This is a genomic window from Bradyrhizobium yuanmingense (assembly GCF_025200905.1).
GTDB classification, from domain to species: domain Bacteria; phylum Pseudomonadota; class Alphaproteobacteria; order Rhizobiales; family Xanthobacteraceae; genus Bradyrhizobium; species Bradyrhizobium yuanmingense.
Genome location: NZ_CP104173.1, coordinates 4,218,398 through 4,236,322 on the forward strand (window position 1 = coordinate 4,218,398; position 17,925 = coordinate 4,236,322).

Below are 17,925 nucleotides of genomic sequence, written 5' to 3' on the forward strand. Positions count from 1 at the left end.
ACTCTGTTCATGCTACCCCGTGAAGATGAGAGCGGCTGCGGCTGAACCGTTTTGAGCCATCTCCGACCTATCTAGGGCGCCAAATTGCATGGGGGCAGACGAGGTTCATGATCGGAAGTAGCGTTGTTTTGCGGACGCGATCGTGGATCGTCCTCTGTCTGGGAATGCTCACCGCCGGTTCGCCGGCCGCGCTCGCAGCCGAGTGTCCCGGCCACCCCGACGCCCTCGGCACCTCCCGCACCCTCGTTGTCGATCCGCGCGAACATCCGCTGATCGGCACCATGCAGTACCGCGAGACGCTGCCGCTGAAGGACCATGAGGTCGTCCTGACCTTCGACGATGGTCCGATCCCGAAATATTCGAACCAGGTGCTCAAGATCCTCGCCGACGAATGCATCAAGGCGACCTTCTTCATCGTCGGCAACCAGGCCAAGGCCAATCCGGAAGGCGTGCGCAAGCTGGTCGCGGCGGGCCATACCGTCGGCACGCACAGCATGGACCATCCGCTGACCTTCGACCGGATGCCGATCGAGAAGGCCGAGGCGGAGATCAATGGCGGCATCGAATGGACCGCAGCCGCGATGACCGATCCGTCGCAGCTCGCCCCGTTCTTCCGCATTCCCGGGCTGATGCGCGCCGAGGGCATCGAGAACCATCTGATCTCGCGCGGCCTCCAGGTCTGGAGCGCCGACTTCCCGGCCGACGATTGGCGGCACGTCTCGTCCGACCGCGTCTACCAGCTCGCGATCCAGCGGCTGGAGGCCAAGGGCAAGGGCATCCTGCTGCTGCACGACATTCAGGCCCGCACGGTGGCGGCGCTGCCCAAGATCATCCGCGACCTCAAGGCGCGCGGCTATCGCATCGTGCATGTGGTGCCTGCCACGGCCGAGCGGCCGGCGACGCCGACCACGCCGGTCGAATGGCTGATGCATCCGCCAACCGAGACGACGCCGATCGCGCGCTGGCCACGCGTGCCGCATTTCGTGTTCACGCAGACCAGGACGCTGCCGGCGCCCGCGCTCGCGGACCTCAATGTGCAGGGCGAACATCAGTCGCTGCTGCCGCGCCGGAGCAAGGGCCAGATCGACCTCGCATCCACCCTGCCCGTCCCGGGTCGCGATCTGTTCGCGATTCCGGAAGGCTCGGTCGAGGTGCTGATGTCGACGACCTCATCGCGGCGCGCCGCGACCCGGCTCGCCATGGCGGCCGAGAGGCCGCATCCGGCCAAGGACAAGGCAGCACAGGGCAGAGGCGCGAAGGGCAAGACGGCCAAGCTGCATGGGCGGCGTACCGCCCAGGCGGCGCCGGCTGCAGCGGATCACGCCGCGCAGCCCGTCGACATCGTACCCAAGAGTACCGCAGCGAAGAGCGCCGCGGCCAATGGCGCGGCCTCCAAGGGCGTGCCGCCCCGTCCGACCCGCGTCGCCAGCCTGAAAAAGCGCGCCTAAAGCGCGATGAGATTAGGATGAATCATCATCGCGCTTTAGGTTGTTGTTTATGCATGATCTTTTCGGAAAACCGCTTCGCACTTTTCCGGATCATGCTTTAGCTGCTATTGCCGCATGATGGCGGCGACGCAGAGCAGCACGATCAGCGCCAGGAAGAACAGGTCCATGTAGGACTTGAGCTCGCCGTCCCGCCGCAGCCGCGCGACGTCGGTGATCACCTGCTTGCGCGCGGTGGTGCTGCCCGAACCGTCGTTGATCGGAGCCTGAAGGCGCTTGGTCTCGGCCTCCAGCTTCTCGATCTTCTGGAAGAAGTAGAACGCCCGCAGCGTCGAGGCCGCGCGCATGGCGGCATAGACCAGCACCAGGATCGCCAGGATCGCCCGGTTCGGATACTTTTCCATGAAGTTCAAGCTGAAATAGACCACCGCCATGAAGGCGAAATTGGTGAGGAAGCGGTAGACGAAACTGAGAAAAACCATGCTGGCTCGAACCTTGAGGGGGTCGCAACCCTATGGTGTTGCGACGTGCGGGATCGGGACCCAGACCGGAACGGCGAGCCTGGATACGGCCCGTCTACGCCAAGTTTGTTTCAACAAAGATACTGCCGCCCCCGCAACTAGCCGCCTTTTAGCCTGAGGCGGCCATAAGGCAAGCCGGAGCATGGCCCATGGCCTCGCGCGCGCGAACGGCCCGCAACGGCTCAATGGCGATTTGGCCGAAGGCGCGGTAAACTGTGACCGCCACCAGATGTGGGGTTCTTCCGATGTCGAAGAAGGGAATCACGGGCCACGACGACTGGGTTCTGACCGAGGCACTCGCGACCGCCCTGGTCGCGCTGGAGCAGCTCGAACCGAAGCACCAGCCGAACGCGCATATGGAGGACATCCGCAAGCTGCTCGCGAACGGCAAGGAGCCGGCAGCGGTGAGCCTGCATCTTGCGCAGGCCAAATGCCGTCTGTTTCCCGAGCTCGACCCGCTGCAGATCTACCGGGAATACGGCATCGGCGAGGAGTATGGCTGAGGCCGCCGGTCGACGATCGAGCTCAAGGCCCGCCGGCGACCGATCCTGCGATCACCATGACAAGCGCGCCGAGGTCGATCTTGCCGTTGACCGTCAGCTCCTCCGAGGCCGCTCCGTCTCCCGCGCCCTGCACCTTCAGCGATTGCGGCCGGTCGGCGGCCTGACGCTGCAATTCGCCGACGATCGCTTCCTTGAGTTTCTCTTCCAGCATGGGCACCTCCTCAAGCCGCCATCGCGCGGCAGGATTGGGCGCAGGAGCGGCACGTCGCGACGCATTCGTCCATGCCGCCGATCCGGGCGCAATCCTCGGCACATTCGGTGCAGATTTCGGCGCACTCACCGCAGGTGTGCTTATGATGCGGCGTGTTGATCAGCATGAAGTGCGCGGCGGTCCGGCACATTTCGGCGCAGGCCATCATCAGGCGGAAATGCTTCGGCTCAACATGCTTGCCGCCGGTCTCGAGGCAATGGTTCATCGCCGTGCCGAGACATGTCTGGTAGCAGCTCATGCAAAGCGCGATGCAGCGGGTCATGTCTTCGGATTGAGCCATCGGTTGTCTCCAGTTGCGCGCCCCGCTCCGCTCGACCAAAGCGGGGCAACGCGCTTCGTTCCCGGTTCCAGTCGATTGTGAGGCTCACCGCCGTCCCATCACGCAAATCGCGGCGGCAGGCTGTTGTGGATCGTGCAGGCCGCGATGGCCGCGTGGCCGAACGCGACCGAGATCTGGTGCAGGTCGGTGACGACGTCGCCGATTCCGTAGAGCCTGGCGATCGACGTGCGCTGGTGATCGTCGACCTTCAAATGACCGTCCGCAGTGTGGTCGGCGCCCAGCGCCATCGCGAGCTGGGAGCGAACCTCCGCGCCCATCGCAGGATAGACGATGTCGAATTGCGCGGTACGTCCGTCGGCGAAATCCGCTTCAACGCCGCCGCCTCGCCGCGCCAGGCGCAGCTCGGGCGCGAACACGATTCCGACGCCCGCGTCGGACAGCTCCGACGTTGCGGCCTTCGCGTCGTCCGCGCCGGTCGCAAGCAGCGTCACGTCGCGCGCATAGCCACGCAGAAAGAGCGCCTTTGCGGCGGCACGATCCAGCGGCCCGACGACGCCAATGCGGCGGCCGGTGGCCTCGAAGGCGTCGCAGATCGGGCAGTAGCGCAGGAGTCCGTCCGCGACCGCCGCGCGCCACTCCGCGAACGGCGGATGGGTATCGACGATCCCGCAGGCGAGAATGACTGTGGCGGCCGCATGCCCGCGGCCATTCCAGCTCGCTTCAAAACCGTGTTCGTGACGCTGCAACGCCGTGACCTCGGCCTCCACGCGTGTGACGGCGAGCTCGTTCAGCTGGGCCGACATCCGCTCGATCAGCTCCGCGCCGGACAGGCCGTGGACGAAGCCGGGGACATTGTGGCTGCGCGGGATCAGGGCCGCCCGGCTCGCGCCGGCGTCCACGACGCAGACGCGGCGGCGGAAGCGCGCCAGATAGATCGCGGCCATCAGTCCCGCCGGCCCGCCTCCGACGATCAGGCATTCAAGGGGGGGCGCGCCGGTCATTTGGGGTTCGGATCCGCAAGACCGGCGCCGGGCTCATCGAGGCGCCCGCTTCGCGCGAGCCGGACGGCGTTGCCGAGCGCGCGCGCCGCATTCTGCACTTCCTGCTGGAATTCGCGGTCCTCGTCGAGCTCGCGATGGGATGTGGCGTATGGCTCGTCGTAGCCGACATAACCGTCGAGCTCGGCGTAGCGCCCTGCCGAGATCAGCTGCATGTCGGTCAGCCAGTCGGACAAGGCCCGTCGCACGCCCTCGGCGCCGACCGCATCGCCGTGAACGACGAGGCCGAAATGGCGGCCGGCGAGATGACGCGGATAGGGCCAGCCCTTCAGCTCGATCGCCTTGGCTTCCGCGGCGTTCTTGCCGTGGGTCGAGGTCGGATCGGGATTGCCGCCGTCGGCGCAGACCATGCGGTCCATCATCGCCTTGAGACCGGCGGGCACGTGATACCAGTTCACGGGCGCCACGATCAGAATGCCGTGGGCGGCAACCCAGAGCGGATAGATCTCGTTCATCCAGTCGTGGGTCTGGCCCAGCGAGTAGTTCGGATAGCAGCTGCACGGCCAGTGGCACAGCGGCATGGCGGTGCCGACGCAGGACTTGCAGGGGTGAATGGTTTTGCCGAATTCCGAAGCGAGGCGCGACAGATCGAGGATGTCAACGGCAAATCCCATCTCGATGAAGACGGGCTCGGCCAGCTTGACCAGCCGCCAGGTCTTGGACATCTCGCCGGGACAGGTGTGCTCGCTGCGGGCCGAGCCGTTGATGATCAGGATGCGCGGCGTCTCGTCGGCATCGTCGTGGCGACGCTGCGCCTCCAGGATTTTTGAGCGCGCATCGAGCCAGTCGACGGCAAGATCGTAGTTCGGGTCGGAAAAGCCTGCGCCGGCCTTCCGCGTCAACGGTGCCTTGCGCGAATGGCTGTAGGCGTCCCAGGCCGCAGCGATGATGGCATCGAGCTCGCGCCCAAGCGGAGCAAAGGCGGGATCGACGAACTGACGCTTGTAGCGCCGCTCGAACTCCTCACGCGACAGCTTGACGGGCGGCATCCCCTTGCGAATGTCGGCGTCCGTCATGCTGGCTCCTGGCGAAGTCGAATCCCTCCGACCCAACCCGGCGCCCAGCGCGCGGTTCCCAAGCCTTACTGGCGAACAAGCTCCTGCGGCGCATCGAATTTGGCGATCCGTTGATCGAGCCGCCACAGCTCGATGCGATGCACCAGGACGAGCGAGGCGGCTTCGCGCTTGGCCTGCTCGTCGTCGTCGCAGACGAGGTTGATGCATCCGAACACGTGCCCGTCCGGATCGATCTGGAACGCGCGGTAGTGCTTGATACTTGCCACTATAGGTGTCCTCGCCTTGGAGCGACGGGTGCGCTGAGCCAATCCGTGAGGTTCGAGGTCACTTCGTTCTGCTTGGCGCGACGCAGCAGCATCTCGCGTTCCCTGCCGGGCGGCAGGTTGCGGGCGCGCTCGCGGGCGCTTTCGGCGAAAGCGGCCAGCCGCTCCTGAAGCGTTTGGGTCTGTTTCCTGCGGTTACGTTTGGCGGTCATTTGTACTTTTGAACTTTCGTGGACAATTCGGTTGGAAGGAAATCGGCCCCGGCGGGGGATCGGGCGCCGGGGCCCAGGTTCTCTTGTCACTCAAGTCGCTTGCCGGTCGAGGCGGCTCGGCCCGGCAACGATTGTAGCTTCCGTCGCAACAGCCGGTTCCAGCATTTCAATAAGTTAACGCTGCGCGATTTTGCGCAAAGCACAACCGCAGGACCGATCGGTTTGGACTGCGCCGGAACCGAAATGCTGATTCGTATGTTCAAGGACGACTTGAAGGAGGATCATCATGGCAAGAGCAGCATGGAAACGACCGGGCTCACCGATCGGCCGCAAAGAACCGCGCAAGGCAAATCCCGCCTACAAGCGCCGCGCGCGCGAGCCGTGGACAGCGGCGGATGTAAGCAAGCTGAAGCAGCTTGCGAAAGGCAACACGCCGACCGGCGTGATGAGCATCAAGCTGCAGCGCCCCGTCACGGCCATTCGCAGCAAGGCGCAACGCGAGGGAATATCGCTGCGGCCGGTCAACCGCTCCCCGTACAATCGGCGAAGCAAGGCCGCGAAGCGGCGCTGACGACGCGCATCGCGCCGGGCTAGCTTGGCGGTTGCAGGCCCGGCGACCTCAGCCACTCGCTCATCTGAGACCCCGTTTCCGCCTGACGCGCCTTGCGCAGGACTTCGTCGCGCGCCGCGCCGGGCGGAAGCAAGCTGGCCTGTTCGCGTAGCCGCTCCGCCTCGGCGGCGAGCCGCGCTTCCAGAGTGTCGACTTGCTTGAATCGATGTCGCGTCCTCATCAGGCGTCCTCCTGGTGCATGAGGTCGAGCGCGCCGTTGCGTTCCGACGGGTATTGGAGCCGGCTGCACAGCCTGGCCAACGATCTAACGTTCCAGAAAGGGAACGGTTGCCTGTTTCGGCGAAAAGACCGGAGTTACGATTCCTCGTTGTCGCGGCGCGCTCTGATCTCGGAGCGAAGCATGGCGCTGTCCATGATGGCGAGGCGCAGATCGTTCACCGCGTCGCCGTAGCGTCCCGCGACTTGTCTGTGCTGCTCCCGGAGGGCTCGGCTCTCTTCGATAGCGCGCGTGGCGCGGGCAAACAGCGTGTCTGGCATCAGGGATCATGCGACAGAGCTCGCGAGCGCGCACTTGCATAGGTTACTCAAATGGAGCCAACGGCTCAAAAAGCGTCGTCGCTTAACCTGGATCAAGTCGCCACAACCCCGCCGGACCGCCCTCAACCACGTACCGGTAGCCCGGAACAGGAATCGGCCGACAGATCCTCGATTTCCTTAGCTGAAACGCCACAGCGGGTGTACGGTGATCTCATCACTGGCTGTGGCTCTGCCCGTAGGCGCCGGTGGCTGAGAGACCGATGGTGCTCCCGCCTGCATGACCCGGGGGAGCGCCTGATGGCGAAGCCGACTCGTTATCCGTTGCAGTCCGATGAGAAGCACGTGGAGCAGGTTCGCAAGGCGATCCGTGAAGCGCTGGCGGTATTGACGCTTCCTCGACCGGATACGTTTCTGGGCCGGAAAACTCACGAGCCCTTTCCAAGTGAAGACGATGATGATGTGCAGGACGGACAGCGCCCCAAACCGGCGTGATTGCGAGCAGGACGACATCCTGTTCCGGCCCATCTCAGCGAAACGACTCGTCTGGCCGGAACGGAACGGCATCAACGGACCGCTTCAGTCGCCCGGTAGATCCCGAGATAGCTAGGCGAATATAGCGCCGCGTTCTTGAGCGCATCGAGGTCCGGGATGGTCAGGGTCCGCTCGCGCAGCACGATCAGCTTCGCCGCGCGCAGCTCCTGGAGCGTCCGATTGAGGTGAACGACGGAAAGCCCCGTCGCATCGGCGAGATCCGTTTGCGTGACGGGCATGAGGCAGGAATTGCCGTCGACCAGCCCCACCGGTCGAAGCCGCTCGAAGATTTCGCAGAACAGATGCGCCACGCGCTCCAGCGCGACGCGACGGCCGAGATTGATCGCCCATTCCCGCTGGATCGCATTGTTGAGCAGCGTCTCGCACCAGAACGCTTCCGACAGCGCGGGATTGTTGGCCAGGAGGCTCTCGAAGCGAGTGCGCTTGATCTCGGCATAGACCACGGGCGTCAGCGCCACGATGGAATGATCCATCTCCGACAGCAGGTAAGCATGCGCATCGCAGCTTTCGCCCGGGAAGATGAAATTGACGATCTGGCGCCGGCCGTCATCGAGCGTCTTGTAGCGGCCGAGCCAGCCCGACAACAGGACGCGGACGGCATCGACGGAATCACCCTCGCTGATCAGATCCTCGCCGGATCCGGCGCGCTGGAGGCCCTCGAGCATGGCGTATTCCAGCGATGAGCGAGCCTCGGCCGACAACGGCCGTAGCGCGCTCAGCCGACGAATGGCCGGCTCCAAAACGCTGCGATCGGCTGTCGACAGCGGCATCAGGCAGCCACCACCGGCGTGTGGAAAGCGCGCTTTGTCAAGGGGATGGTGATGGTGCATTGCAGCCCGGCAGAATTGAATGCCATCGTGGTCTGCCCCTTCAGCTCGAACGCCAGTGTGCGCTCCAGAAGCTCGGTCCCGAATCCTTTTCGCGGCCTTGTCGTGACAGCAGGCCCGCCGCGCTCCCGCCACTCGAACACCAGCTCCGCCGGCTCGATGCTCTCATCGACGCGCCAGGTGACCTCGATGCGCCCGCTTGGCTGACTGAGTGCCCCGTACTTGAGCGCATTGGTGGCGAGTTCGTGGATCGAGAGCGCGAAGGTTTCGGCGGCCTTGGGCTGGAAACGGATTTTGGGGCCCGAAACCCGCATCTGCTCGCCTTCCCTGGCATTGTAGGCGAGCAGCTCCTCGACGACGAGATATTCCAGATCGACGCCGCCTTCGGGATCGCGCGTCACCAGCGCCTGGGTGCGGGCGAAGGCGTTGAGACGCCCGTCGAGATGGGAAGCGTATTCCTCCACGGTCGAGCTCGTTTCCGCCGAGCGGCGGGCAATCGAGCGCACCACGCCGAGCGTGTTGCGGACCCGGTGCTGGAGCTCGGCCAGCAGCAGGCGCTGCCGCTCCTCGGCGCGGGTGATTGCGGTGACGTCGATGAAGGTCATGACGACACCCGCGATGAAATTGTCGATGCTGCGATATGGCAGGATGCGCACGATATAACGCGTGCCGCTGTCCGGCGCGCTCAGCTCGCGCTCGACGCTGGCGAGCGTGCGCAGCACCCGGCGGACGTCGTCGTAAAGCTCCTCGATCGGGATGCGCGCCTTGATATGGCTGATCGGGCGGCCCGTGTCGGTCTCGACCAGATGCAGGAGCTGGGTGATGGCGGGCGTGAAGTTCATCACGCGCAAATCGTTGTCGAGGAACACCGTGGCGATCTGCGTGCTCTCGAGGAAATTCTTGAGGTCGCTGGTGGCGCGCGTCAGCTCCTGAACGCGGTGCGCCAGCTCGCCGTTGACGGTGGTCAGCTCCTCGTTGACCGATTGCAGCTCCTCGCGCGAGGTCTCCAGCTCCTCGTTGGCCGACTGCAACTCCTCGTTCAGCGATTGGTATTCCTCGTTCGACGATTTCAGCTCCTCGTTGGTGCTCTCGAGCTCCTCGATGGTCGCCTGAAGGCGCTCGCGGGTCGCACGCAGATCGTTCTCGAGACGCTCGACATGCTCGGTGCGCACCAGGGCGCTGGGATTGGTGGGGTCGGCCTCGATGGTCCGCGCCGGGCCGTCCTTGAACAGGACGACGAAATTGCGGTGGCCGCCGGCGCCCTCCTGGATCGGCTCGACTGTAATGTCCACCAGGACGCGGTGACCGTTCACCCCGAGTTGCACCTGCTCGGCATGGACGGACTCGTTGGTCTCGGCCGCGCGGCTGAGTGCGGTACGCAATTCCAGCCGGAGATCGCGGTGCACGAGCTGCAGCAGATCGAGCGTGGCGGCGCCTGCGTTCGGCTCGATGTAGCGGCCGGTGCGCCCGGAGAAATGCAGGACCTGGAAATTGTCGTCGGTGATGACATAGGCCGGGGCATAGCGCTCCGCGATGCGCTGCGCCCGCCGCTCCAGGCCGACGTCGGGCCCGAACGAGCGAACCGGCGGCACCTCGACCGGCGTCCTGCCCGCCGCGGTCGTGATCGGAAATTCCGGCGGCAGCCGCGTTCCGGTCTCGAGCTTCTTGAATATCCGGGCGCGGCGGTCGACGGGGGCGAACAGCTTCGGATGCCGGGTCACGTTCTCGGAATTGCCGAGGAACAGATAGCGCTCCGGCAGCAGCGCGAAATGGAACAGCGGAATCACGCGGTTCTGCAGCTCGGCATTGAGATAGATCAGCAGATTGCGGCAGGAGACGAGATCGAGCTTGGAGAACGGCGCATCCTTGATGACGTTGTGCTGCGAGAAGATGCACATCTCGCGCAGCTCCTTCACCACGCAATAGGTGTCGCCTTCACGCACGAACCAGCGCGCCAGCCGCTCGCTGGTCATGTCCGCCTCGATATTGGTGCGATAGCGGCCGACGCGGGCAGTCGCGAGCGCCCGTCCATCGATGTCGGTGGCGAAGATCTGGACCTGCGGCAGGGAGTCCATCCGCGCCATGTGCTCGCGCAGGAGAATGCCGACCGAATAGGCCTCCTCGCCGGTGGCGCAGCCGAGCACCCAGACGCGGACCTGCTGGCCAATCCCCTTGCCCTCGAAGATCTTGGGAATGATCTGCGTCTCCAGCACCTCGAATTCGCGCTTGTCGCGGAAGAATTCGGTGACGCCGATCAAGAGATCGTTGAAGAGATTTTGGGCCTCGTCCTTGTCGTTGCGAAGGAGATCCACATAAGCGGCAATGTCGTCGATCCGGACCACCTGCATGCGCCGCTGCACCCGGCGCAGGAAGGTGTTCTGCTTGTAGCCGTGAAAATCGTTGCCGGTCTTGTTTCGCAGGATGTCGGCGATGCGCGCCAGCGAAGTCGCGGCCGCCGCCAGAACCTCGTCGAAGCCCTGCTTCTCCTCCAGACGCCTGAGGTGACGGGCATAGACCTGGATGTGCTCGGGGATATCCTCGGGCGGCAGCACATAATCGGCAATCGCAGCGGGCGTGTTGCCGTCGAGATGCCCGGCCTCCTCCGCATGTCCGGTCTTCTCTGCGATGGCGAGGCCGCCGTGATCCTTCAGCGTCGCGGTGCCCAGCGTGCCGTCGCCCCCGGTGCCCGCGAGGATGACACCGATCGACTGCTCGGCGCGCTCCTCGGCCAGCGAGACCAGGAAGCTGTCGATCGTGGCGCGTTCGCCGGGCGCCTGCTCGGCCTTGCGGATTGCGAAGCGATCACCCTGGATAGTGGTGATCATGGCGGGTGGACACAGATAGATCGTGCCGCCTTCGATGGGGTGGCCGTCGGCGATCTCGGCGATCTTGTTGCCGTTGGAATTCTGCACGAGGTTGCGCAGCCGCGGCTCGTCGAACGCCTCGTGGTGCTGGAGCGCCAGCACGATGGCCTGATCGGCCCCGACCGACATCTTGGCGAAGAAGCGCTCGATGCTATCCAGCGCGCCCGGCGAGGCGCCGACCCCTATGATCAGCGGGGTCTTGCTCTGGCGGTTTGCATCGACCGGCTGGTCGCCGTTTTCGCTCATGGCTCTGGTGGCTCACTGGCTGGCGGGAACCCGATGGGCGCCCCGCCCTGCACATAGCAGAATTCAATATTATCCCAACACATCAAAGGCAAAAATGTCCCGGGCATCTCTTTGCCCCAGCTAGCCCGATTGAGGGGACAAGCGCGAGAGAGCCGCCTGCTGCTGTGCAGCGTCGAGCGGTGCAGTTCGGGAGATCGACGTCGGGCGCCCTACGCTTCCGGATTGACCTCGCGCTGGAGAAAGGCCACGCGCTGCTCGATCAAGGTGCGGTGGCGTTCCCATTCGACCAGCGTCTGCTTGAGCAGGTCGACCAGCCGCTCCGCCTGGCAGGTGTCATGACCGCCGGCCATGAGCTCGCGCACCCGGTCCTCCTGATTGCGAACCCGCTGCCAGCCGCTCTCGATATCCTGTTCCGCCTTCACCAGCAGGCGTTGCTCGGCATCGAGCTGGGCGGTGCGTTCGGCAAGGGAGATGGCCATGGCCGCGCCTTCACGCCTCCCGTTTGCCTACGGAAGGCTGGAGCGACTTTAGCACGACGCGCCGGATCATGTCGGCATATTCGCGGTATTCGAGCGCCCGAGCCTCGTACATCTCGGCGACGGCAGCCCGGCCGGAGCGCCGGCCATCGGCGGCCATGCGTTGCACCAGCTCCGCCCGCTCCTCGATGATCCGCAGCGCCACCCGCAAGGCTTCATCGACGCGCCCCTCCTGCTCCTTGGCGAGCGCATCGGCAGTGAAGCCGTGACCGACCTGGCAGCGGAAACGCATCGGGCGGGCATTCTTGACCTCCGAGAGCACCCCGCCGCAGGATGGACAGGTCAGGGCGACAGGGTGAGCCATGGCGACGAGATTGTCACTGCCGATCCGCTCACCGGCCGCGATCTCGACCTCGAGCCTGATCTCGGGCGGAATTGGCAGCGCGGCGCCGGCCTGCTCCCTGACGAGCTCGGAGAGCACGTCGCCCATGGTGGCGCCGGGAACGCAGAGATCGACCGTGGTCGCCTCCATGGCGCGCCGCGGCATCTCGTCCGAGATCGCGTCCGCGGGGTCTTGCACCACGGCCATCCCGCCGCAGCGTTTGATGGCGTTGAGGCCGGAAGCGCCGTCCGACAACAGGCCGCTCAGGAGCACGCCGATGACGCGCGGCCCGTGATAGAGCGCGGCCGAGCGGAACAATGCATCGATCGCCGGCCGCACCATGTTCTCGCGCGGGCCGCGGCCGAGGAAGATGCGGTCCTCCGTGACGAGAAGATGATGGTCCGGCGCACCCAGGTAGATCTGGCCGGGCTCGATCTTCATGCCGTTCTCGGCCTGCCGCACCGGGAGCGGACCGGCACTGCCGGCCACGGTAGAGAGAATGCCGATGCCCTGCGCCGGAATGTGCAGCACGATGAAGACGGCGGCCGGCAGATCCGCCGGCAGACGGCCCAGAATCTGCTTCAATGGAGCGGTCGCTCCGGCCGAGCCCCCGATGACAATGATGTCGCGGTTGCCCATGGAACCCGCCTCCAATTGCATCGTTTGCACTTTGCACCAAGGCGGATCGTCGGCTTATGTTCCTGTGCGTTTGGAGGCCGAGACAGCATGGCGACATCGTCGCATCAGCGCGCAGAGCTCAAGGGGCGCCGCATCTTCGTGGTCGAGGACGAGTATTTTCTCGCCGATGACATCGGCAAGACATTCCGCGCGCTGGGCGCCGAGATCGCCGGTCCCGTCGGCGATCTCGAAGACGCGCTCAAGATCCTGCACGACGGCAGCGTCCTGGACGCTGCCGTGCTCGACGTGAACATCCGCAGCGAAATGATCTTTCCGATCGCCCGCGAGCTGAGAGCGCGCAACGTGCCCTTCCTTTTCACCACCGGGTACGACAAGATCACGCTCAGTCCGGAATTTCAGGACGTGCCGCTCCTGGAAAAGCCGATCGATCTTGCGGCGATGGCACGGAAGCTCACCGGACTCATCGCCGAGCAGCCGGTCTAGTCAAAGCGGTTGAAAGCTCGCAGCCGGGCGACGATCAAAATAGATGCGCGAACGCAAGCCACGCGGTCACCGCCAGGCAGAGGATAACTGCGGCGTAAGGTAGCGCGATGCGCAAGACGGCAAGCTCCCCACCTTCAGCTCATCATCATCCAGACGATTGCGACCATCATCACGAGAAAACCCGTAACGGCAGTCGCGATAAAGGCCTGTTCGATGCGATCCATCGCCACAGCGGCCCCCCTCTTGTTTCAGCCCGTACAATTTGACGGTTTGAGGGCCGCAGCGCATTAGGCTATGTGAATCGGGGGTCTGCTTTCTCTTCGCAAAAGGGTTCGCGCGCTCCGCAACATTGCGCGCGCGTCGCTCTACGACCTTGCCGTGCCCGGCTCGGCCATCTTGCGGTGCTGCTTGGCCAGCATCTCGTTGGGCGTGACGTTCGCGACCGTGGTCTGGATCTTGTTCTTAAGCCCGGTGACGATATCGGCGTCCCCGCGCATCATCGCATCGAAGCCGGCCTTGGCGACATCGTAAGCGCCGTCCTTCTTCTCGGTGCCGACCTTGGTGTCCATCATGTCGGCGCGGCGGAAGAACTCGGTCTCGGTCGCACCCGGCATCAGGCAGGTCACGGTGACACCGCTGTCGCGCAGCTCCTCACGCAGCGCGAACGAGAATGAATCCAGGAACGCCTTGCTGGCGTTGTAGGCGGCCTGGAAGCTGCCCGGCATGAAGCCGGCGATCGAGCCGGTGATCAGGATGCGGCCGGCATTGCGGCGGAGCATCTCATTGCCGACGCGGTGGATCAGATACAGCGTGCCGGTGATGTTGGTGTCGATGAGGTGTTTCACCCTGGCAAAGTCCTGGTCGAGGAACGCCTTGCCGAGGCCGATGCCGGCGTTGGCGAGCAACGCGTCAATCGGCCGGTCGCCGACCGCCGCGCACAGCTTGTCGACGCCCTCGGTGGTCGCAAGATCGGTCTCGACCGGCTCCACGCTGCCGCCGAGCCGCCGGAGATCGACGGCCACCTGCTCGATCTGGGACTCGTCGGCCGCGACGACGAGGTTGAATCCGGCCTGCGCGCAGCACCTTGCGAGTTCCAGACCGATACCGGTTGAGGCGCCTGTGACGACGGCGAGCTGATTGGCGGACATGCGGCAAATCCTTGTGATTGAGCCTTTGGAATGAGGTGATCACGCTCAATCGCTGCCCTGCTCTCTCGTTCCTATTTACGCAGTGCGAAGAATTTGCGCGCGGCGATAGCAACCATCGTTCGTGCCTGGACTTAGATGGCACGTGGTGCAACCGGGAGGACGGACGATGAAGGCGCTGGTCTGGCACGGCAAGGAAGACATCCGGTGCGACACCGTCACCGACCCGGAGATCCAGGATCCGCGTGATGCCATCATCAAGGTGACGAGCTGCGCCATCTGCGGCTCCGACCTGCACCTCTTTCACAATTTCATCCCGGGCATGCTGCCCGGCGACATCATGGGTCACGAGACCATGGGCGAAGTGGTCGAGGTCGGCTCGGGCGTCGACGGCAAGCTGAAGAAGGGCGACCGCATCGTCGTGCCGTTCACGATCATTTGCGGCGAATGCGACCAGTGCAAGCGCGGCAATTTCTCGGTGTGCGAGACCACCAACCGCAAGCGTCACCTGGCCGATAAGGTGTTCGGGCACACGACGGCAGGCCTGTTCGGCTACACGCATCTGACCGGCGGCTATCCCGGCGGCCAGGCTGAGTACCTTCGCGTGCCCTTTGCCGACGCCACCCACATCAAGGTGCCCCCGGGCATTCCCGACGAGCAATTGCTGTTCCTCAGCGACATCTTCCCGACCGGCTGGCAGGCCGCCGTGCAATGCGACATCGAGCCGACCGACACGGTCGCGATCTGGGGCTGTGGCCCGGTCGGGCAGATGGCGATCCGCAGCGCCATCCTGCTCGGCGCCAACCAGGTGATCGCGATCGACTGCCTGCCGGAGCGGCTCAGCATGGCCGAGGCCGGCGGCGCCACCACGATCAACTTCGAGACCGAGAGCGTGGTGGAGCGGCTCCAGGAGCTGACCGACGGCAAGGGCCCGGAAAAGTGCATCGATTGCGTCGGCATGGAGGCGCATGTGATGCCATCGCTGCCCGACACCCTGCTCGACCGCGCCAAGCAGATGGTGATGGCCGAGAGCGACCGGCCCCACGTGCTGCGCGAGATGATCTATGTCTGCCGTCCCGGCGGCATCATCTCGGTCGCAGGCGTGTACAGCGGCCTGTCCGACATGCTTCCGATGGGCGCCTTCATGAACAAGGGCCTGACGATGCGGACCGGCCAGACCCACGTCAACCGCTGGACCGACGACCTGCTCCGCCGCATCGAAGAGGGCGAGATCGATCCGTCCTTCGTCATCACCCACACCGTCCCGCTCGCCCAGGGACCGGAGATGTACCAGGTGTTTCGCGACAAGCGCGATTCCTGCGTCAAGGTCGTGCTGAAGCCCTGAAGGAGCCAGCCATGTTTCATTTCTCCAACATCGTGCGCACCAAGGGCGACCCCAAGATCGTCGAGGGCGGACCGAGCCTGAAGCAGCCGGCGGACCAGCTCGCGCGCGCACTCGGCTGGTTCAGCATCGGCCTCGGCGTGGTCGAATTGTTCGCGCCGCGGCGCGTTACGCACACGCTGGGCATGGAAGGCCATGAGACGCTGGTCCGCGCCTTCGGCGTGCGCGAGATCCTCGCCGGAATCATGTCGCTCTCGGTCGACAAGAACGCCGGCCTGTGGGCCCGCGTCGGCGGCGACGGCCTCGATGCCGCCGCGCTGCTGTCCGGACTGACGTCGGACAATCCCAAGAAGGGCAATATCGCGCTGGCGCTCTTGATGGTCGGCGGCATCGCCGTGCTCGACTACCGTGCCGCGCAGGACACCAAGCCGCGCCGTCCGCCGCGCGATGCACGGCGCAAGCTCTATCCGAACCGCAGCGGCTTTCCCAAGGGCATCGAGAGCGCCCGAACTGCGGCAAGGCAGATCGCGGCGCATGCCAAAACAAACCATGTCAATACAAACGAGGTGAAGCAACGTGATGAGCGACGCGTCCCGTGATGAAGCCGCGTGGTGGGAATCCGCCGTCATCTACGAGATCGCGCCGATCTCCTTTCAGGACTCGAACGGCGACGGCAAGGGCGACCTCGCCGGGCTGTTGTCGCGCATCGACTATCTGAAGTGGCTCGGCGTCGGCGCGGTCTGGCTGACGCCGATCTACAAGAGCCCCTTCCGCGACCTCGGCTATGATATCTCCGACTATTGTTCGATCGATCCCGCCTTCGGCAGCCTCGAGGAGTTCAATCGCCTGCTCGAAGCGCTGCACGCTGCGGGCATCCGGCTTATCCTCGACCTCGTCCCCAATCACACCGCGAACGATCACGCTTGGTTCGTCGAGAGCGCAAGCTCGCGCAACAGCGCAAAAGCCGATTGGTACGTCTGGGCCGATCCGGCCGAGAACGGCGGGCCGCCCAACAACTGGCTGAGCCGGTTCGGCGGCAGCGGCTGGGAATGGTGCGAGGCGCGCCGGCAATATTACTATCATTCCTTCCTGGTGGAGCAGCCCGACCTCAACTGGCGCAACCCGCAAGTGCGCGCCGCGATCGCCGATGCCATGCGGTTCTGGCTCGACCGCGGCGTCGACGGCTTTCGCGTCGACGCCAGCGCGGTCCTGATCAAGGACCAGCTCTTGCGCGACAACCCGCCGAACCCCAACGCCGAGGGCAAGCCGCCACCGCAGCGGCACACGACGGTGTTCACCGACGATCGGCCCGAGACGATGGATTGCATCGAGTTCATCCGCGAGGTGATCGACGCCTATCCCGGACGGATGTTGTGCGGCGAGGTCCAGGGCAAGACCGACCGCATCGGCCACTTCTACGGCAACGACCGGCCGCGCCTGCATCTGCCGCTCAATTTCGCCCTGCTCGATTCCAAATGGGACGCCCTCTCGCTGCAGGCCACGGTCGACGCCTATCTCAACGCCATCCCTGACGATGGCTGGCCGGTCTGGGTCATCGGCGGCCACGACAAGCAGCGGATCGCGAGCAAGATCGGCGAGGCGCAGATGCGCGTGCTTGCGATGCTGCTGATGACGCTGCGGGGAACGCCGTTCTTCTTCATGGGCGACGAGATCGGCCGCAAGCGCGTGCCGATTCCGCAGGGCCGCGTCCGCGATCCCTTCGAGAAGCTAGTGCCCGGCTACGGCCTGTGCCGCGATCCCGAACGCGCACCGATGCGGTGGGATGACAGCCCCGATGGCGGCTTCACGACGGGCCGCCCATGGCTGCCGCTCGAGCCGCCCGATGGTGCGGCCAATGTCTCTGCACAGCAGCGCGACGAGCGCTCGATCCTCGCTCTGTTTCGCGCGCTGATGGCGCTGCGGCGCGAGCATGCCGGCCTGCCACGGGGCGGCTACGAGCCGCTGCGCTCGCAGAATGATGTCCTGGCGTACAAGCGGAGGGATGGCCGCAACGAAATCCTGGTCGCGCTCAATCTCGCGGCCGAACCGCGGAAATTCCACTGGCAAGGTCGCGGCCGTCTTTTGATGTCGACGCATCTGGATCGGCCGCCCGAGCCCGTGCCGGATGCGTCCATCCTGCTCCGGGGCAACGAAGGCGTGATCATCGCGCTCGAACCTCGGTGACGTCAGGAGGAACCATCCGCGTCGCGAAGAGTCTGATCAACGCTTCCGGCGTCTCCCCCCGCCGCCGGAGGCAATTTGCAAGACCGCAGCCCCGGCGCCCACGCCCCC

22 protein-coding genes are annotated in these 17,925 nt (G+C 65.0%); 8 read left to right on the forward strand and 14 right to left on the reverse strand.

What is annotated here, in order from left to right; translation table 11 throughout:
• Positions 1-107 precede the first annotated feature (107 nt).
• Entirely contained in the window at positions 108-1,448 is a 1,341-nt protein-coding gene (locus N2605_RS19840; RefSeq protein WP_225148391.1) for a polysaccharide deacetylase family protein, read from the forward strand.
• 104 nt (positions 1,449-1,552) lie between these two features.
• Here N2605_RS19840 and N2605_RS19845 read toward each other — a convergent pair whose 3' ends face one another.
• On the reverse strand, positions 1,553-1,927 hold the full coding sequence (locus N2605_RS19845; RefSeq protein WP_036013747.1) for a hypothetical protein: 375 nt from the start codon (positions 1,925-1,927) through the stop codon (positions 1,553-1,555).
• Between the two features lie 284 nt (positions 1,928-2,211).
• On the opposite strand from N2605_RS19845, the gene N2605_RS19850 reads away from it, so the two are divergent.
• Complete coding sequence (locus N2605_RS19850; RefSeq protein ID WP_036013744.1) at positions 2,212-2,469, forward strand: hypothetical protein; 258 nt, start codon at positions 2,212-2,214, stop codon at positions 2,467-2,469.
• A 22-nt stretch (positions 2,470-2,491) separates the two neighbouring features.
• On the opposite strand, the gene N2605_RS19855 is transcribed toward N2605_RS19850, so the two are convergent.
• The 6 genes from N2605_RS19855 to N2605_RS19880 all read right to left on the reverse strand — a co-directional run bounded on the left by N2605_RS19855 (position 2,492) and on the right by N2605_RS19880 (position 5,569).
• Complete coding sequence (locus tag N2605_RS19855) at positions 2,492-2,680, reverse strand: hypothetical protein (RefSeq protein ID WP_225114944.1); 189 nt, start codon at positions 2,678-2,680, stop codon at positions 2,492-2,494.
• Positions 2,681-2,690: 10 nt separating this feature from the next.
• Positions 2,691-3,020: a four-helix bundle copper-binding protein gene (locus N2605_RS19860; protein WP_197947764.1), complete on the reverse strand. Its 330-nt coding sequence runs from the start codon at positions 3,018-3,020 to the stop codon at positions 2,691-2,693.
• A gap of 98 nt (positions 3,021-3,118) precedes the next feature.
• On the reverse strand, positions 3,119-4,021 hold the full coding sequence (locus N2605_RS19865) for an NAD(P)/FAD-dependent oxidoreductase (protein WP_260342258.1): 903 nt from the start codon (positions 4,019-4,021) through the stop codon (positions 3,119-3,121).
• Positions 4,018-5,094, reverse strand: coding sequence for a flavodoxin family protein (locus N2605_RS19870; protein ID WP_225156995.1), 1,077 nt, complete (start codon positions 5,092-5,094; stop codon positions 4,018-4,020). Before N2605_RS19870 ends, N2605_RS19865 begins: the two co-directional genes overlap by 4 nt.
• Positions 5,095-5,159: 65 nt before the next feature.
• On the reverse strand, positions 5,160-5,360 hold the full coding sequence (locus tag N2605_RS19875; RefSeq protein WP_036013732.1) for a hypothetical protein: 201 nt from the start codon (positions 5,358-5,360) through the stop codon (positions 5,160-5,162).
• Positions 5,360-5,569, reverse strand: coding sequence for a hypothetical protein (locus tag N2605_RS19880; RefSeq protein WP_036025634.1), 210 nt, complete (start codon positions 5,567-5,569; stop codon positions 5,360-5,362). The genes N2605_RS19875 and N2605_RS19880 overlap by 1 nt, the downstream gene beginning before the upstream one ends.
• 286 nt (positions 5,570-5,855) lie before the next feature.
• Between N2605_RS19880 and N2605_RS19885 the strand changes: the two genes are divergently transcribed.
• Positions 5,856-6,140, forward strand: coding sequence for a hypothetical protein (locus N2605_RS19885; RefSeq protein WP_260342264.1), 285 nt, complete (start codon positions 5,856-5,858; stop codon positions 6,138-6,140).
• Positions 6,141-6,159: 19 nt separating this feature from the next.
• On the opposite strand, the gene N2605_RS19890 is transcribed toward N2605_RS19885, so the two are convergent.
• Together N2605_RS19890 and N2605_RS19895 are read right to left on the reverse strand one after the other, a co-directional pair.
• On the reverse strand, positions 6,160-6,360 hold the full coding sequence (locus tag N2605_RS19890) for a hypothetical protein (protein WP_036025636.1): 201 nt from the start codon (positions 6,358-6,360) through the stop codon (positions 6,160-6,162).
• A 134-nt stretch (positions 6,361-6,494) separates the two neighbouring features.
• Positions 6,495-6,677 carry a hypothetical protein gene (locus tag N2605_RS19895; protein ID WP_260342266.1) on the reverse strand — a complete coding sequence of 61 codons (183 nt, stop codon included), beginning with the start codon at positions 6,675-6,677 and terminating at the stop codon, positions 6,495-6,497.
• A 297-nt stretch (positions 6,678-6,974) separates the two neighbouring features.
• On the opposite strand from N2605_RS19895, the gene N2605_RS19900 reads away from it, so the two are divergent.
• A complete protein-coding gene (locus N2605_RS19900; protein WP_260342268.1) occupies positions 6,975-7,169 on the forward strand; it encodes a hypothetical protein in 195 nt (64 codons plus the stop codon).
• Positions 7,170-7,240: 71 nt separating this feature from the next.
• On the opposite strand, the gene N2605_RS19905 is transcribed toward N2605_RS19900, so the two are convergent.
• The 4 genes from N2605_RS19905 to N2605_RS19920 form a co-directional block, all read right to left on the reverse strand.
• The gene (locus N2605_RS19905; protein ID WP_260342270.1) at positions 7,241-7,999 is read right to left on the reverse strand and encodes a Crp/Fnr family transcriptional regulator; all 759 of its coding nucleotides are present in this window, start codon (positions 7,997-7,999) and stop codon (positions 7,241-7,243) included.
• On the reverse strand, positions 7,999-11,166 hold the full coding sequence (locus N2605_RS19910; protein ID WP_260342272.1) for a CheR family methyltransferase: 3,168 nt from the start codon (positions 11,164-11,166) through the stop codon (positions 7,999-8,001). The genes N2605_RS19905 and N2605_RS19910 overlap by 1 nt, the downstream gene beginning before the upstream one ends.
• A 209-nt stretch (positions 11,167-11,375) precedes the next feature.
• Entirely contained in the window at positions 11,376-11,645 is a 270-nt protein-coding gene (locus tag N2605_RS19915) for a hypothetical protein (protein ID WP_225114950.1), read from the reverse strand.
• Positions 11,646-11,655: 10 nt separating this feature from the next.
• On the reverse strand, positions 11,656-12,663 hold the full coding sequence (locus N2605_RS19920) for a chemotaxis protein CheB (protein ID WP_225114951.1): 1,008 nt from the start codon (positions 12,661-12,663) through the stop codon (positions 11,656-11,658).
• A gap of 87 nt (positions 12,664-12,750) precedes the next feature.
• Between N2605_RS19920 and N2605_RS19925 the strand changes: the two genes are divergently transcribed.
• Positions 12,751-13,146, forward strand: coding sequence for a response regulator (locus N2605_RS19925; protein ID WP_225140145.1), 396 nt, complete (start codon positions 12,751-12,753; stop codon positions 13,144-13,146).
• Positions 13,147-13,511: 365 nt separating this feature from the next.
• Here N2605_RS19925 and N2605_RS19930 read toward each other — a convergent pair whose 3' ends face one another.
• Positions 13,512-14,294 carry an SDR family NAD(P)-dependent oxidoreductase gene (locus N2605_RS19930; protein WP_109143431.1) on the reverse strand — a complete coding sequence of 261 codons (783 nt, stop codon included), beginning with the start codon at positions 14,292-14,294 and terminating at the stop codon, positions 13,512-13,514.
• 166 nt (positions 14,295-14,460) lie between these two features.
• On the opposite strand from N2605_RS19930, the gene N2605_RS19935 reads away from it, so the two are divergent.
• From N2605_RS19935 to N2605_RS19945, 3 genes are read left to right on the forward strand one after another with little or no spacing between them, the layout of a single operon-like run.
• The gene (locus tag N2605_RS19935; RefSeq protein WP_036045784.1) at positions 14,461-15,636 is read left to right on the forward strand and encodes a zinc-dependent alcohol dehydrogenase; all 1,176 of its coding nucleotides are present in this window, start codon (positions 14,461-14,463) and stop codon (positions 15,634-15,636) included.
• Between the two features lie 11 nt (positions 15,637-15,647).
• Positions 15,648-16,232 carry a hypothetical protein gene (locus tag N2605_RS19940; RefSeq protein WP_225140147.1) on the forward strand — a complete coding sequence of 195 codons (585 nt, stop codon included), beginning with the start codon at positions 15,648-15,650 and terminating at the stop codon, positions 16,230-16,232.
• Positions 16,213-17,817 carry an alpha-amylase family glycosyl hydrolase gene (locus N2605_RS19945; protein WP_260342277.1) on the forward strand — a complete coding sequence of 535 codons (1,605 nt, stop codon included), beginning with the start codon at positions 16,213-16,215 and terminating at the stop codon, positions 17,815-17,817. Before N2605_RS19940 ends, N2605_RS19945 begins: the two co-directional genes overlap by 20 nt.
• The last annotated feature ends 108 nt before the right edge of the window (positions 17,818-17,925 follow it).